Source organism: Pyxidicoccus trucidator (genome assembly GCF_010894435.1).
Taxonomy (GTDB): domain Bacteria; phylum Myxococcota; class Myxococcia; order Myxococcales; family Myxococcaceae; genus Myxococcus; species Myxococcus trucidator.
The window spans coordinates 181,005-194,330 of the sequence record NZ_JAAIXZ010000016.1 but is presented as its reverse complement, the minus strand read 5'-3'; the positions used below and the strand labels follow the sequence as shown (position 1 = coordinate 194,330).

At 69.9% G+C, this 13,326-nt stretch carries 11 protein-coding genes; 5 read left to right on the top strand and 6 right to left on the bottom strand.

Going from position 1 to position 13,326, the window contains the following annotated elements; translation table 11 throughout:
- Positions 1 to 166: 166 nt before the first annotated feature.
- Complete coding sequence (locus G4D85_RS35800) at positions 167 to 2,056, top strand: pyruvate kinase (RefSeq protein WP_164018582.1); 1,890 nt, start codon at positions 167 to 169, stop codon at positions 2,054 to 2,056.
- Between the two features lie 36 nt (positions 2,057 to 2,092).
- Here G4D85_RS35800 and G4D85_RS35795 read toward each other — a convergent pair whose 3' ends face one another.
- From G4D85_RS35795 to G4D85_RS35775, 5 genes are all read right to left on the bottom strand, one after another.
- Positions 2,093 to 3,637: an aldehyde dehydrogenase family protein gene (locus tag G4D85_RS35795; protein WP_164018581.1), complete on the bottom strand. Its 1,545-nt coding sequence runs from the start codon at positions 3,635 to 3,637 to the stop codon at positions 2,093 to 2,095.
- Positions 3,638 to 3,789: 152 nt separating this feature from the next.
- Positions 3,790 to 3,975, bottom strand: coding sequence for a hypothetical protein (locus G4D85_RS35790; protein ID WP_164018580.1), 186 nt, complete (start codon positions 3,973 to 3,975; stop codon positions 3,790 to 3,792).
- 23 nt (positions 3,976 to 3,998) lie between these two features.
- Entirely contained in the window at positions 3,999 to 4,949 is a 951-nt protein-coding gene (locus tag G4D85_RS50430; protein WP_164018579.1) for a VOC family protein, read from the bottom strand.
- A 335-nt stretch (positions 4,950 to 5,284) separates the two neighbouring features.
- Positions 5,285 to 6,007: an outer membrane beta-barrel protein gene (locus tag G4D85_RS35780; RefSeq protein WP_164018578.1), complete on the bottom strand. Its 723-nt coding sequence runs from the start codon at positions 6,005 to 6,007 to the stop codon at positions 5,285 to 5,287.
- Between the two features lie 218 nt (positions 6,008 to 6,225).
- Entirely contained in the window at positions 6,226 to 6,810 is a 585-nt protein-coding gene (locus G4D85_RS35775) for a DUF4136 domain-containing protein (RefSeq protein ID WP_164018577.1), read from the bottom strand.
- Positions 6,811 to 7,010: 200 nt separating this feature from the next.
- Between G4D85_RS35775 and G4D85_RS35770 the strand changes: the two genes are divergently transcribed.
- The 4 genes from G4D85_RS35770 (at position 7,011) to G4D85_RS35755 (ending at position 12,016) form a co-directional block, all read left to right on the top strand.
- On the top strand, positions 7,011 to 8,456 hold the full coding sequence (locus G4D85_RS35770) for an ROK family protein (protein WP_164018576.1): 1,446 nt from the start codon (positions 7,011 to 7,013) through the stop codon (positions 8,454 to 8,456).
- Between the two features lie 241 nt (positions 8,457 to 8,697).
- Positions 8,698 to 10,677 carry a glycoside hydrolase family 15 protein gene (locus G4D85_RS35765; RefSeq protein ID WP_164018575.1) on the top strand — a complete coding sequence of 660 codons (1,980 nt, stop codon included), beginning with the start codon at positions 8,698 to 8,700 and terminating at the stop codon, positions 10,675 to 10,677.
- A gap of 245 nt (positions 10,678 to 10,922) precedes the next feature.
- Positions 10,923 to 11,687 (top strand): DUF2092 domain-containing protein, encoded by a 765-nt coding sequence (locus G4D85_RS35760; protein ID WP_164018574.1) that lies wholly within the window; start codon positions 10,923 to 10,925, stop codon positions 11,685 to 11,687.
- Positions 11,684 to 12,016, top strand: a complete 333-nt coding sequence (locus tag G4D85_RS35755) for a hypothetical protein (RefSeq protein ID WP_164018573.1) — start codon at positions 11,684 to 11,686, stop codon at positions 12,014 to 12,016. Before G4D85_RS35760 ends, G4D85_RS35755 begins: the two co-directional genes overlap by 4 nt.
- Before the next feature lie 47 nt (positions 12,017 to 12,063).
- Here the strand turns inward: G4D85_RS35755 and G4D85_RS35750 are convergent, their stop codons facing one another.
- Complete coding sequence (locus G4D85_RS35750; RefSeq protein ID WP_205525850.1) at positions 12,064 to 13,311, bottom strand: acetate/propionate family kinase; 1,248 nt, start codon at positions 13,309 to 13,311, stop codon at positions 12,064 to 12,066.
- Between the last annotated feature and the right edge of the window lie 15 nt (positions 13,312 to 13,326).

Here is a 13,326-nt window from a genome sequence, read left to right as displayed (position 1 = left end):
ACCGGCTGGTAACCGGAGTTACCAGCCCCTGCGCCTTGAGCCAGCCGGGCCAGCGCGCGCTTTGTCGCAGGCGCGCCGCCACGGCCGCCGCGCAAGGTCCACCCCGGCGGTGCCTTCCCGGCACCTCGGCTGCAATTTAAGCCGAGAACCTCGACGCGAGGGCCCCATGGCAGGCCAGCAGCTCGAAGACATCCATGCGGAAGTGCTCAAGGTCCAGCGGCATGTCACTGGCTTCGTCGAGGCGAACCTCGGCGCGCTCGCGGCCGTGCAGCCCGGCTACTGCGCGAGCGCGGAGAACCTGCTCGCCTACGTGGCACTGAGGCAGCTCGAGCTGCGCCGGCTCCAACTGGAGCTGAGCGAGGTGGGGCTCTCCTCCCTGGGACGCAGCGAGGGCTCCGTCCTCTCCAGCCTCCACGAGCTCGTCCAGCGCATCGAGGACTCCCTCGCGCGCGGCGCTCCGGAGCCCGCCGGCCCCCCGCCCGTCCCCTCACCCGGGGGGCTACGCCGCGTCGAGGCCGAGCGGCTCCTGCACCAGCACACGGAAGCGCTCCTGGGCCCCCGGCCGCGGTCGCGCCACGTGTACATCATGGTGACGGCTCGGGACGAGGAGCCGCCCTCGGAGGAAGAGTGCGCCGCCCTGCTCGGGGCGGGGATGAACGTCCTGCGCATCAACAGCGCCCACGGAAGTCCCGGCGTGTGGCGCCGCACGGCCGAGGTGGTGCGCCGGGTCGCCCGTCGCATGGAGCGCCCGGTCCGCGTCCTCGTGGACCTGGAGGGGCCGAAGATTCGCACCACGCACGTCTCCCCGGGCCCGGCCGTCCTCCGGTATCGCCCGCGCAAGGACGCGCTGGGGCGCGTGGTCGGCGCGCTGCGCATCCCCCTGCTCGGCACCAGTGCCTCCGTCTCGCCCACTCCCGAGGAGGCCCCCCCTCCGCTCCGCGTGCCCGACGCCTGGCTCGACGGCATGCGTGTCGGAGACACCGTGCAGACCTGGGACAGTCGCCAGCGGGAGCGGCACTTCCGCATCACCGAGGTGGGGCCCCACCTGGCCTTCGCCGAGCTCGACAGGACGTGCTACCTGACGCCTCGGACCGAGCTCGTCTGGATGCGGGGTGCCGAGGAGCAGGGCCGGGCCTTCCCCAGCGCCATCCCCCAGCGCCCCGGCTACGTCGAGCTGTCCGTCGGAGACCGCTTCCAGCTGTGGATGGACGCCGTGGAAGGTCGGCCCGGGGTGCGCGAGCCGCTCGACGGGACTGCGTGGCACGTCCCGCCCAGGATTGGCCTGGACATGGCGGGCGTCACGCTGCAGCTCAATCCAGGGCAGCGCGTGCTCCTGGACGACGGCAAGCTGGAAGCGGTGGTCGAGGAGGTCGACGCGCGCCATGTGACTGCACGGGTGGTGAGAACGCTCAAGGAGCGCGTCAAGCTCCGGGCGGAGAAGGGCGTCAACTTCCCGGACAGCGACCTGCGCGCATGCGTCGTCTCGCGCAAGGACCTGGAGGTGCTCCCGGGGGTGCTGGAGTTCGCGGATGTCCTGGGCGTGTCATTCATCCGCACCCCGAGCGACCTGCGAGAAGCCCTCGCCGCCATTCGCGCGGTCGCTGGGCAGCACATGCCGGGAATCATCGTCAAGCTGGAGACGGCTCGCGCGCTCCAATCGCTTCCCGGGCTGCTGCTGGAGGCCATGCGGCACACCCCCGTCGGCCTCATGATTGCGCGGGGCGACCTGGCCGTCGAAATCGGCTTCGAGCGCCTGGCGGAGCTCCAGCAGGAAATCATGTGGTTCGCCGAGGCCGCGCACCTGCCCGTCGTCTGGGCCACGCAGGTCCTCGATACCCTGGCACGGACCGGCATTCCTTCCCGCGCGGAGATTACGGACGCCTCCATGTCGGTCCAGGCGGAGTGCGTCATGCTCAACAAGGGCGCTCATGTGGTGGACGCCTGCCGGACCCTGGATGCGATTCTGCGGAAGATGGAGCAACACCAGTTCAAGAAGCGGAATCTCTTCCGCCCCCTGAGGATTTCACTCTTGATGGGCGGACTCCCGAGCCCCTGAGACGCCTCGAGGAGCTGCCGCGGCGCGGAGCCTGCGTCAGCGCCCGTCCGGAAGCTGCGTGTAGTCGTGGAAGTTGCCGTACAGCCGCTCGTCCGGAGCGCCCTCCGTGACGGCATGGACCAGCAACGGTCCGCCCACGAAGCAGCCCTTCCACGAGCCGCCAATGCCGCCGAACACTTCTTCCCGGTCCCCGCGCGAGCGCTGCAGGTTGTGCCCCACCTTGAAGGCCCGCAGCTCGCTGGCGATGCGGCGGCAGGTGTCGGGCTCGTCGCAGGCGATGGAGGCCACCAGCGAGCCGTTGGACACATTCATCTCGGCGACGAGCTCCTCCTCGCTGTCCACGACCACCAGCGTGTCCACGGGGCCGAACGGCTCGCCGTGGTAGAGCTTGCAGTTGCGCGGCACGTGCAGCAGCGCGTGCGGGGCCAGGTACGCGGACACGTCCTGCTCCGGCAGGAAGCGCTCCGGCTCCAGGCGCCCGGCGAAGAGGGGCACGGCGCCGTGTGCCTCCGCCTCGCTCATCAACCCGTGCAGCTCCTCCACCTTCTGGCTGTTGATGAGCGGTCCGAAGTCGAGCGTGGGAGGCACTCCGTCGGGCGACTCGGCCAGCAAAGGATGGCCCACCTTCAGGGCGGAGACGACGGGCAGGTACGTCTCCAGGAAGCGCGGCATGAGGCTGCGCTCCACCACGAAGCGCGGGTAGGCCGTGCAGCGCTGCTTGCCGTACTCGAAGCCCTTCTTGAGCTGCTTCGCCAGGCCTTCCCAGTCGCTGAAGTGCCAGATGCCGTAGGCGTTCACCCCCTCCATCTCCAGCATGTAGCGCTTGTTGCGGTCATAGAGGCTGGCGGCGATGTCTCGCCCGTTCGCCTTGCCACCCACGAAGGACAGGCAGGCGATCTCCGGATTGCGCACCAGCGCGTCGCTGAGCTGCCCGCCGGAGCCGCTGATGAGCGAGACGGGCAGCCCGCAGCGGCGTGCGAACGCCATGCAGAGCGTCAGCGAATAGAGGCCCCCATCCGTGGGCGTCTTCGCGATGGCGCTGTTGCCCGCGAGGACCTGGACCAGCACGGCATGGACCAGCACGGACAGCGGGTAGTTCCAGGAGGCGATGTTGGAGATGAGCCCCAGCGGCCGGCGGCCATTCAGCATCGGCTCGATTTGGGAGACGTACCACTCCACGCCGCTGATACAGCGGTCCACGCTGACGCGCGCCTGTGGCACGGGCTTGCCAATCTCCCAGGCCAGGATGAGGGCCAGCAGCTCACGCTGCTCACGCAGCAGGGCCAGGCACTGCGAGACACGCTCCCGGCGGACGTCGAGGTCTTCATGGGCCCAGGCCCGGGCCTCCACCGCGGCGGCGCTCGCGGCGGTCCTCGCGGTGTTGGCATCCACCATGGGCAGGTGCCCCAGCACGGTGCCGTCCACCGGAGACAGGTAGGGCTTGCCCTTCCCCGGATGGCCCCAGGCGCCTCCGACGAGGTTGAGCACCCGGCCCGAAGGGGCGAAGGCCTCGGGGACGAGCGCGCGAATCCGACGCTCCAGATTGAACCACTCCGCGTAAGCAGGCACCGCACTCGCCATGGCACGCCCTCCCGCAAGAACGCCAGGCCGGCAGTCCACCCCCGCACTGGCTCATCGCGCCAACTTGGGTGCCAGCGCGGCGCGAGGCAACCGCCGCTCCCGGGTCACCTCCTGCGTCGCCTTTCATGCGATGCGCTTGTCCCAGGCACGGCTCAGGGATACCAGTGCGGGCCACCATACCAGCCGGTGGAGGTGCCCACGGTCACCCCTCCCCAGGGCGCGGGCACCGCGACGCCGAGGCCCACGCCGACCTGGGCATTCGCACAGGCGGAGGTCATCAGGGCGCCGCCGAGCAGCACGAGCCACGCGGCGTGACGGAGGGACTTGCGCAGGGACATGGGGCGTTCTCCTCGAAAGGCAATCACTTGGAGGCCGCCGGAGTCCCGGTGTCCTCGAACGGGAAGCGCTGCAGGGCGAGCACCGCCCCGCTCGGGTCGGCGATGAGCGCCAGCGAGCCTCCCCGCACGTCGGGCCGGGGCGCCATCAGCACGCGGCCGCCGAGCTGCTCCGCCCGCGCGGCGACCGCCGCCGGGTCATCCACCCGGACGTAGGTGAGCCAGTTGGGCTTCACGCGCTCCACGGGCTTGCGCAGGATACCGGCGCGGGGGTGCTCCCCCCCCTTGAGGACGTAATAGAGACCGCCGCGCTGGTTCCGCTCCTCCACCGCGTAGCTGAGCAGCCCTTTGTAGAAGTCCACGGCCGCGACGGCGTCATCGGCCAGGTACTCCATCCACAGAATCTGCCCGGCCTGGGGCAGGCCCATGTCGGCCGGGTCCCCTGGCTCCGAGCGCACGAGGCCCACCGGAGCCCCCTGCGGGTCCGCCACCACCGCGGCCCGGCCGATGTTCTGCACGTCCTCCGGCCCCACCAGGGCCTTGCCGCCGGCCGCGCGAATCTGGCTCACCGCGCGGTCCACGTCGGGCACGGAGAGGTAGCCGAGCCACTGCGAGTACCCGCCCTTGCCGACGCCGGTGGGCTGGACGATGCCGCCGATGAAGCGCCCCTCCGCCTTGATGAGCGAGTAGGGGCGCTTGCTGCCCTGCACGTCCTGGAACTCCCAGCCCAGCAACTGGGTGTAGAAGCGTTTGACGGCGGCGGGGTTCTCCGTGACGAGGTCATGCCAGACGAACTTCCCGTAGAGCGGCTTCGGGGAGAGCACGAGGCCACCTTCCCTGTGGGTGGCGACGACGGGGGGGCCAGGGGTGGCGGCAGTGACACAGCCGGCCACGGCGGAGAGGACGCCGCCCAGCGTGCACAGTCCCAGCGCCAGCAGCAGTCCACCGCGAAGCCGGGCCTTGCCTGGCGATTCCATCGTTGCTCCTCCTCCGCTGCCCGAGTCGTCGGGGCGGGCAGCCGGCGGGGCTAACGAGGTGGGGGGCGGGATGCGGCCGGACAGTCATCAAGGTATGGGGCGAGGGAGCACGCGAGGCAAGTCACGCAGCCTCCGGTACGAGCGCCATGTCCGCGGTGGACAGTGCCCTGCGCCTCCAGGGGCAGGACGACGCGCCCGAAGGTCTTGCTGAACACGCGCGAGCCGGGCACCGACATGTCTGGGATGGCCCCCGCCGAGCCCGCGCGATTCAGCGGACGAGCTGGAAGTGGACGCCCGCGCCCGCCGGGCGTCCGCCTCCCGCCGCTCGCGCACCTTCAGTAGCGGATGCCGAAGTTGACCGGGATGTACTGGCCGTCGGCCTTGCGCGAGCCGCCTTCCGGAAGGTCGAAGCTCGGGCCGAAGATGTAGTGGTAGCGGCCCTCCACGTAGAGGCGGAGGTCTCCATAGACTTTCAGGGTGACGCCGACACCGCCGCTGAGACCGAAGTCCGTGCTGCTGCGCGAGCCGAGAATCTCCGTCACTGGCACCACGCTCGTGGTGCAGTAGTACAGCCACGGGTCGCAGTACGGGACGGCCGCGACGCCCGCAACCTCTGTCAGCTCCACCCTGCGGTAGTACAGGCCTGGCCCGGCGATGAGGTAGAAGCCGATGGGGCTGCGGGGCATCACATTCCAGACGGCGTTGACGCTGCCGTACTGCATGTAGTGGTTGCCGTCGATGCCTGTCCCGGTGAGCACGTCCGCCTGGATGTCATGGCCGCTGAAATAGTACTCGGCCATGACGCCGAGGTTCCTCTTGAACTGGAAGCCGGCGCCCAGCTGGAAGCCGCCGCCCGTCTTGAAGCGGTCCCCCGCGTCGGAGATGGGGAAGGAGACGCCGCCGCCCGCGTTGAACATGAAGTGCCGCTCGGGACCCTCACTGCTCTGCGTTTCGAAGCCCACCATGGCCGCGTCCGTGCCAGACGTCGTCTGGGCACTCGCGCCCCGAGGCACCGTGAGCGCCAGCAGGGCGAGGGGAAGCAAAGTGTGTAACCGCATGACAATCTCCTTGTGACACCAGTCTGCGTGGTGCCGGGAGCGTGGGGACGGGCCGCCTGTCCGCACACCGTCCCACCGGGGTGGGCCGGGCAGGGGGGCGTGAGTCCATTTCCGACCCGGCGCCCGTTGTCATGTCGTTGCAGCTGAACTCCAGTCACGAAGGCGTCAGGCGCGCAACGCGCCCGCCGGCCACCGGGGAGGGGCGGGCGGTGACGCGCTCACTCCCCGGCCTTGGGCGGGAAGCGCGCCAGCATCTCGTCCACGGCCTCGCCGATGCGCTTCTGGGTGTGTGACGCGGACGGGTTCTCGTTCACCTCCGCCTGGGCCGTGCCGCGCCAGACGAGCTTGTTCTCCTTCGCGGCCACCATGTCGAGGATGATGGTGCCCTCTTCGTACTCGTGCACGTAGGTGGACGGCGCCCCGTACCCGTAGCCCCCCCCATAGTAGGGGTTCCACATCGGGTCCCAGCCGTAGCCGTAGTAGGAGTTCACCGTGTTCACGTCCACCTTCGAGTCGATGGCGCCCTGCCACCCGATGCGGAAGTCCGGATTGGCGTTCGCGTCCACCTGCTGGTAGCCGCGTCCCTGCAGCTCCTGGTCCACTGCCTGCCGGATGTAGGAGTCGATGATGTCGTTGTAGACGCGCGGGTCCTTGCCCTCCGGCTGCGGCAGCCAGGCGTAGGTGCGGAAGCTCTCGAGCTGCGGCACGGCCTTGGGGTCGTAGTGGGTGTTGACCTCGATGCCCGCGCAGGCGGCGAGCATCAGGCCCAGCAGGAACGGAGCGATACGAAGCGGCAGCCGCATGGGCGTCTCCTTGGGTTTGCGCCGAGGCGCGCGGCGTCGGCCTTCTGACAATGCGCTCGGCACGGAAGGGTGCCGAGTCCCGCCCGCCCGGCGGCCCCTGCCGGAAGTCCGAGGGAAAGCAGCCTTCTTGCCTCCGCTCGCAGGGCCGGCAGTGCGCGCACGAGCTTGAACCGGCGGACAGCGGTCCCCACCTTTGGGGCATGCTCCCACCCCCCGCGATTGTGGATGCCCACTGGAACTCGGCGCTCCTGGCGCCAAAGGTCGTGCCGGTGCTCGATCCGCTCTTTCGCCCGGCCGCGCTCGCCTGGCGTGCCTATCAGCAGCGCGCGAGAGAGACCGGGCATCCGGTGCAGGTGCGCTTCGCCCTCGAGCAGAAGGACGGCGCGGTTTCACGCTTCTCGGCGGACCTGCTCCCGGCGGGCGATGCCCTCGCCACCGCGAACTTCAGGATGCTCGAGCGACTGGTCAAGCTCTCACTCTGGGCGCGCGGCGGCTATCGCATCCACCTCGACGCGCCCGCTCCACTGGTCGCGGAACTTCGCGCGCACTTCCGAGAGAGTCCGACGGGTCGCTTCGACTCGCGCATCGTCGGCGAGAGCGTCTACGGTCATCCCATCGAAGTGGTGGCGGCACGCGAGTTGCCGCCGGCGCGCTCGGGCAGCACCTCGCTGGGCGGCCACCTCGACGGCTGCCGCATCGGCTTCGACCTGGGAGGTAGCGACCGCAAGGTGGCCGCCATCATCGACGGCCACGTGGTCTGGAGCGAGGAGGTGGAGTGGGACCCGTACCACCAGCCGGACCCCCGGTATCACTGGGACGGCATCATGGACTCGCTGCGCCGCGCGGCGCAGCACCTCCCTCGGGTTGACGCCATCGGCGGCAGCGCCGCGGGCGTTTACGTCGACAACCAGGTCCGCTTCTCCTCGCTGTTCCGCGGCATCCCGCCCGAGCTCTTCGAGCAGCGGGTGAGGAACATCTTCCTCGACCTCCGCCACGCCTGGAACGACGTCCCGTTCGACGTGGTCAACGACGGGGACGTCGCCGCGCTGCTCGGCTCCATGTCCATCGACGACGGTGGTGGCGTGCTGGGAATCGCGCTCGGCACCAGCACCGCGGGCGGCTACGTCACCGGTGAGAAGTGCGTCACCCCCTGGCTCAACGAGATTGCCTTCATCCCCATGGACTACCGCGCCGGTGCCCCGCGCGACGAGTGGTCGGGCGACGAGGGCTGCTGCGTGCAGTACCTCTCGCAGCAGGCCGTGGGGAGGCTGCTCGGACCGGCCGGCATCACCGTCCCCGGCGAGCTGCCGCTCCCAGCGCGGCTGAGGCAGTTGCAGGAGTTGATGCTGAAGGGCGATGAGCGGGCCGTGGACGTGTACCTCACGCTCGGCGCCTATCTGGGCTATGCGCTGGGCCACCTCGCGAGTGTCTATGACTTCCGTCACGTGCTCGTCCTCGGGCGGGTCACGTCCGGACGGGGCGGCGCAATCATGCTCGACACGGCGCGGGAGGTGCTGCGCGTCGAGTTCCCCGAGCTCGCCGCCCGCGTGGACCTGCGGATGCCGAGCGAGAAGGACAAGCGCCACGGGCAGGCGATTGCCGCGGCCAGCCTGCCCGCGAGGCCGAAGGCGCCCGCACCGGCTTGAACGCCCACCCGCCTCAGGCCTGGCAGCGCCAGCAGCCACGGGAAGACGCGGTCCGCCTTGCTCCGGGCCCGGCCGTCCACGTGCTGGCGCGCCGCCACTCGCGCGGCGCGCGGGGCGTCCATCGCCGCCCCGTGCTCTCGTCCTACGCCGGTGAGCACGGCCTGCCACGGGCAGGCGCACGACCACGCCATCGCTCCCAGGGTTATTCAATCGCTTCACGCACATGCACAGCATGTGGCGCATGGACTCCAAAACCAGAGTACGCCCCGCTGAGACTCCCTATCCTCCCATCTCCGACTACGCGTTCCTCAGCGACTGCCACTCGCTGGGCATGGTTGCCCGCGATGGGACGCTGGAATGGATGTGCTTCCATCGCTTCGACAACAACCCCGTCTTCGCCTGCATGCTGGACCGCGAGAAGGGAGGCTTCTTCCGCGTCGCCCCCGTAGCCCCCTCCACCATCACCCGGCGCTACCTGCCGGATACGAATGTCCTGGAGACGCGCTTCACCACCGACACGGGCGTCATCACCGTCACGGACTGCCTTCCGTGCTGGGAGGACGAGCGCGAGTCCGGGAAGCTCGCCATCACCCAGCCCCGGCACCTCCTCATCCGCCTGGTCCGGTGCGAGAAGGGTGAGGTGGAGGTGGCCGTCACCTTCTCCCCGCGCTTCGACTTCGGCCGCACCACGCCCTACCTCCATCCCATCGCGGATGACCTGGCCGTCGTGTTCGGAGGCGCGGACTCGCTGCTCCTGCAGTGCAACCTCGGCCGCATCACCTCCGACGCGAAGGGCGGCTGCGACGCCCGCGAGGTGCTGCGGGCCGGCGACACGCGCGAGATTGCCCTCCAGTGGGCGCGCCCGCACCAGATGAAGCCGGCGCGGCTGGAGTCGGCGGACCTGCGCACGCGCGTGGAGCGCACGGAGTCCTGGTGGCGCTCCTGGGCGGGCCGGTGCACGTATGAGGGGCCCCACCGCGACCTGGTGGTGCGCAGCCTCCTCGTCCTCAAGGGGCTCACCTACGCGGACACGGGCGCCATCATCGCCGCGGCCACCACGTCCCTGCCCGAGGAGGTGGGCGGCGTGCGCAACTGGGACTACCGGTTCAGCTGGCTGCGGGACTCCTCGGTGCTCATCGCGGCGCTGGGCATGTTCGGCTACCGGCAGGAGGCGCGCCAGTTCGCCCGCTTCCTCCTCACCACCACGGCGGGCCGCACGGACGAGCTGCAGATTCTCTACGGCATCGGCGGCGAGCGCTTCCTCCAGGAGACGGACCTGACGTTCCTGGACGGGTACCGGGGCAGCCGACCGGTGCGCACCGGCAACGGCGCGTTCGACCAGCTCCAGATGGACACCTACGGCGAGCTCATCGGGGTGATGTACGGCCTCATCCACAACCTGGGCATCAACTACGAGAAGCTGATGGCGGACCCCGCCACCCGCTTCTGGATGGACTTCATCCGGCAGGTCGCGGACACGGCGGCGAGCCGGTGGAAGGAGCCCGACGACGGCATCTGGGAGACGCGCGGCGGCCGGCAGCACTTCGTGTTCTCCAAGCTGATGGCGTGGGTGGCGCTGGACCGCGCCATCACCCTCTTCGAGCCCCTCCCCGAGCTGAACCCGGACCTCGATGGCTGGCGGCGCGCGCGGGACGAGGTGCGGCAGGCCATCGAGACGCAGGGTGTGGACCCGGACACCGGCGCCTTCGTGCAGACCTTCGGCCAGAAGGCGCTGGATGCCACGGGCCTCCAGGTGCTCCTCTCCGGCTTCCTGCCCCCGGACGACCCACGCGTGGCGGCGACGGTGGAGCGCATCGACAAGGAGCTGACGCGCGACGGCCACGTCTACCGCTACATCGACCGCAAGGACGGGCTGCCTGGCGAGGAGGGGACCTTCGCCTTCTGCACGCTCTGGCTGACCACGTGCTTCGCGGTCCGTGGCGACGTGGAGCGGGCCGAAGAGCGGCTCGGGCAGGTGCTGGAGTACGTGAATGACCTGGGCCTGCTCGCCGAGGAGATAGACCCCGTGAATCACGAGTCCCTGGGCAACGTGCCGCAGGCCTTCAGCCATGCGGGGCTCATCCAGGCCATCGTCAACATCGAGAACGCCCGCGCGGCCCGGAGCGAGGGCCGCGCCCCCGCGGTCATCGCCGGCCCCGCGCCCCGGGAGGCGAAGGAGCGCGCCACCATCCCGGCATCGGAGCCGTCGTCTCCGACCTGAGCAGACTCGCCTGCTGCCCGCCCGCGCCCGAGCGCGCGGAGGGCAGCAGGCGTCGGGTGCGGTCACCTCCAGGTGGTTGATTCTGGACGGGCCGCACCTCAGGTTTCAGGCAGCCCGCGAATCAGGAGCCCCTCCACCTGGGGCTCCGTGGAATGCGGCCGGAGGCAGAGATGGGGAAACCAATGCCATGGGGACGAAGCCTTTCAATCGCCAAACGCTTGCGGCGGTGGGGCGGGTCCGTTGCGGTGCTTGCCACACTTGCCGGCGGAGTCGCCGCGGCCGCCCCGCCTCCCGAGGCTGAGCGCGCCCAGAAGCCTGTCGTCGACCCCAAGGCCCGCGCGCTGGTGGAGAAGATGAGCGACTTCCTCGCCGGCCAGCAGCGCTTCAGCGTCCAGACGGATGGCTCGATGGAGGTCGTGCTCAAGACAGGAGAAAAGATCGAGTACGACTTCTCGAGCACGGTCCGACTCCAGCGGCCCGACAAGCTCCGGAGCGACCGGCGCGGAGAGGTGGCGGACGTCGAGTTCTATTACGACGGGCGCACCTTCACCCTGTTTGGCAAGAAGACCCGTTACTACGCGACCACCGAAGCCCCACCGAAACTTGACGACGCCATCGATGCGGCTCGAGAGAAGCTGGGCCTCGAGGCGCCCGGGGCGGACCTGCTCTACAGCAACCCCGCCAAAATCCTGATGGAGGACGTCGTCTCGGGAAGCAACCTGGGCTCGAGCTTCGTCCGCGGCGTTCCCTGCCAACACCTGGCGTTTCGCGGAAACGAGACGGACTGGCAGCTATGGATTGAAGACGGGCCCGTGCCCGTGCCACGCAAGCTCTTGATTGTCTCGAAGAAGGTCGAGGGCCTGCCCGAGTTCGTCGTCGAGCTCTCGGAGTGGGACTTCTCGCCTCGCTTCAACGACTCGGTGTTCCGCTTCACCCGGCCCGACGGCGCCGAACGCATCGACTTCCTCGAGGCGGTGCCCCGCCCGGGGCCACAAGGAGACACGAAATGAAACGCGCCCACCTCTCCGCCCTCACCTTGGCGTCCGTGCTCTTCGCGGGCGAAGTCCTGGCCGTGGTTGGCAGGCCGCTGACGCCCGTGAGCGTCGCGGGCGTGGCCCGCCGCACCACGCGTCGAACCGTCTATGCGGGAGCCGCTGTCGGCGCGGCGGCGGTGGGGACCGCCGCCGTGGTCGGAACGACGGCCGCGGTGATGTCCACGCTGCCCGCTGGCTGCGTCAACGTCGTCCAGGGGGGCGTCACCTACCACCAGTGTGGAGGCACGTATTACAGGCCTTCCTACCAGGGCACCAACCTCGTGTACGTCCCGACGTCCATGTGAGGTCCGGGCCCGCGGCTCGAGGAGCCCGGGCCCGAGTCCTGTCCCGCTCACCTGAGGCCTGGCGCCCGCGGACCGGGCGCCAGGCCTGCCGTGCTGAGCACGCGCCGGGTGTGGAGGGCAATCATCGCCTCTTCATCCGTGGGAATCACCCAGGCGGAGACGCGGCTTCCGGGCCTGGTGATGCAGGGGCCGCCGCGCGCATTGGCTTCTTCATCCAGCTCCAGCCCGAGCCAGCCCGCCTCGCGACAGACCCGCTCGCGAATCGGCGCGGCGTGCTCGCCAATGCCGCCCGTGAAGACCACGGCGTCCAGGCCATGCAGCGCCGCCGCGAGCGAGCCAAGCTCCCGCTGGATGCGGTAGACGAACAGCTCCAGCGCCTCGGCGGCGGCGGCACTGGAGCTGTCGAGCAGCTCGCGCATGTCGCTGGATTCGCCGGAGACGCCCAGCAGGCCTGATTGCTGGTAGAGGAGCCGCTCCAGCGCGCGCGCGTCCATGCCGTGCCGGTCCATCAGGTACAGCAGGGCCCCGGGGTCAATGGCACCGCAGCGGGTGCCCATCATGAGTCCGTCCAGGGCGGTGAGGCCCATGGTCGTCGCCACGCTACGTCCCCGGAACATGGCGCACAGGCTCGCGCCGTTCCCGAGGTGCGCAACCACCGTGCGCCCTTCGGCGGCCGCGGGCACCACGCGAGGCAGCGTGGAGGCGATGTACTCGTAGGAAAGCCCATGGAACCCGTAGCGGCGGATGCCCTCCTCGGCAAATCGACGGGGTAGGGCGAAGGCCTGGGCCACGGGCGGCTGGGTGCGGTGGAACGCGGTATCGAAGCAGGCGACCTGCGGCACCAGTGGCGCCGTCCGCATGACGGCTCGAATCGCTTCCACGCAGTGGGGCTGGTGCAACGGCGCGAGCGGAATGAGCGCTTCCAGCTCCGCCAGGGCCGCCGCGTCGACAAGGGCGGGCCCGGAGAAGCGCATGCCGCCATGGACCACGCGATGGCCGACGGCGGCGATCCGGTGCCCGCCGAGTACACCCCCTCGGCCCCAGGCGAAAAGGAAGTCGGTGGCGCCCTCGTACCCGAGCCGCGTTCCCGCGGCCCAGTCCCGCTCACCGATGACGGCTCCATCCGCGTGTGCGACGAACCGCGGATGGGTCGACAGCTCCTCGAACTCCCCCCGCAGGAGGAGCCGGAGCGGCTCCTCCTGGAGGAAGACGGAGAACTTCAGGCTCGAAGAGCCGGCGTTGAGCACGAGCAGCGCGTCCGGCACGTCCTCCGTTTCGAACGTTGGCTGCTCCATGCGTGTGCCTCTCTC

Excerpts from the sequence above, each read along its gene's own strand:
- G4D85_RS35755 (WP_164018573.1), top strand. The coding sequence starts at position 11,684 with ATGAAACGCGCCCACCTCTCCGCCCTCACCTTGGCGTCCGTGCTCTTC.
- G4D85_RS35750 (WP_205525850.1), bottom strand. The coding sequence starts at position 13,311 with ATGGAGCAGCCAACGTTCGAAACGGAGGACGTGCCGGACGCGCTGCTC.
- G4D85_RS35780 (WP_164018578.1), bottom strand. The coding sequence starts at position 6,007 with ATGCGGTTACACACTTTGCTTCCCCTCGCCCTGCTGGCGCTCACGGTG.
- G4D85_RS35765 (WP_164018575.1), top strand. The coding sequence starts at position 8,698 with ATGGACTCCAAAACCAGAGTACGCCCCGCTGAGACTCCCTATCCTCCC.
- G4D85_RS50430 (WP_164018579.1), bottom strand. The coding sequence starts at position 4,949 with ATGGAATCGCCAGGCAAGGCCCGGCTTCGCGGTGGACTGCTGCTGGCG.
- G4D85_RS35775 (WP_164018577.1), bottom strand. The coding sequence starts at position 6,810 with ATGCGGCTGCCGCTTCGTATCGCTCCGTTCCTGCTGGGCCTGATGCTC.
- G4D85_RS35790 (WP_164018580.1), bottom strand. The coding sequence starts at position 3,975 with ATGTCCCTGCGCAAGTCCCTCCGTCACGCCGCGTGGCTCGTGCTGCTC.
- G4D85_RS35770 (WP_164018576.1), top strand. The coding sequence starts at position 7,011 with ATGCTCCCACCCCCCGCGATTGTGGATGCCCACTGGAACTCGGCGCTC.
- G4D85_RS35795 (WP_164018581.1), bottom strand. The coding sequence starts at position 3,637 with ATGGCGAGTGCGGTGCCTGCTTACGCGGAGTGGTTCAATCTGGAGCGT.
- G4D85_RS35800 (WP_164018582.1), top strand. The coding sequence starts at position 167 with ATGGCAGGCCAGCAGCTCGAAGACATCCATGCGGAAGTGCTCAAGGTC.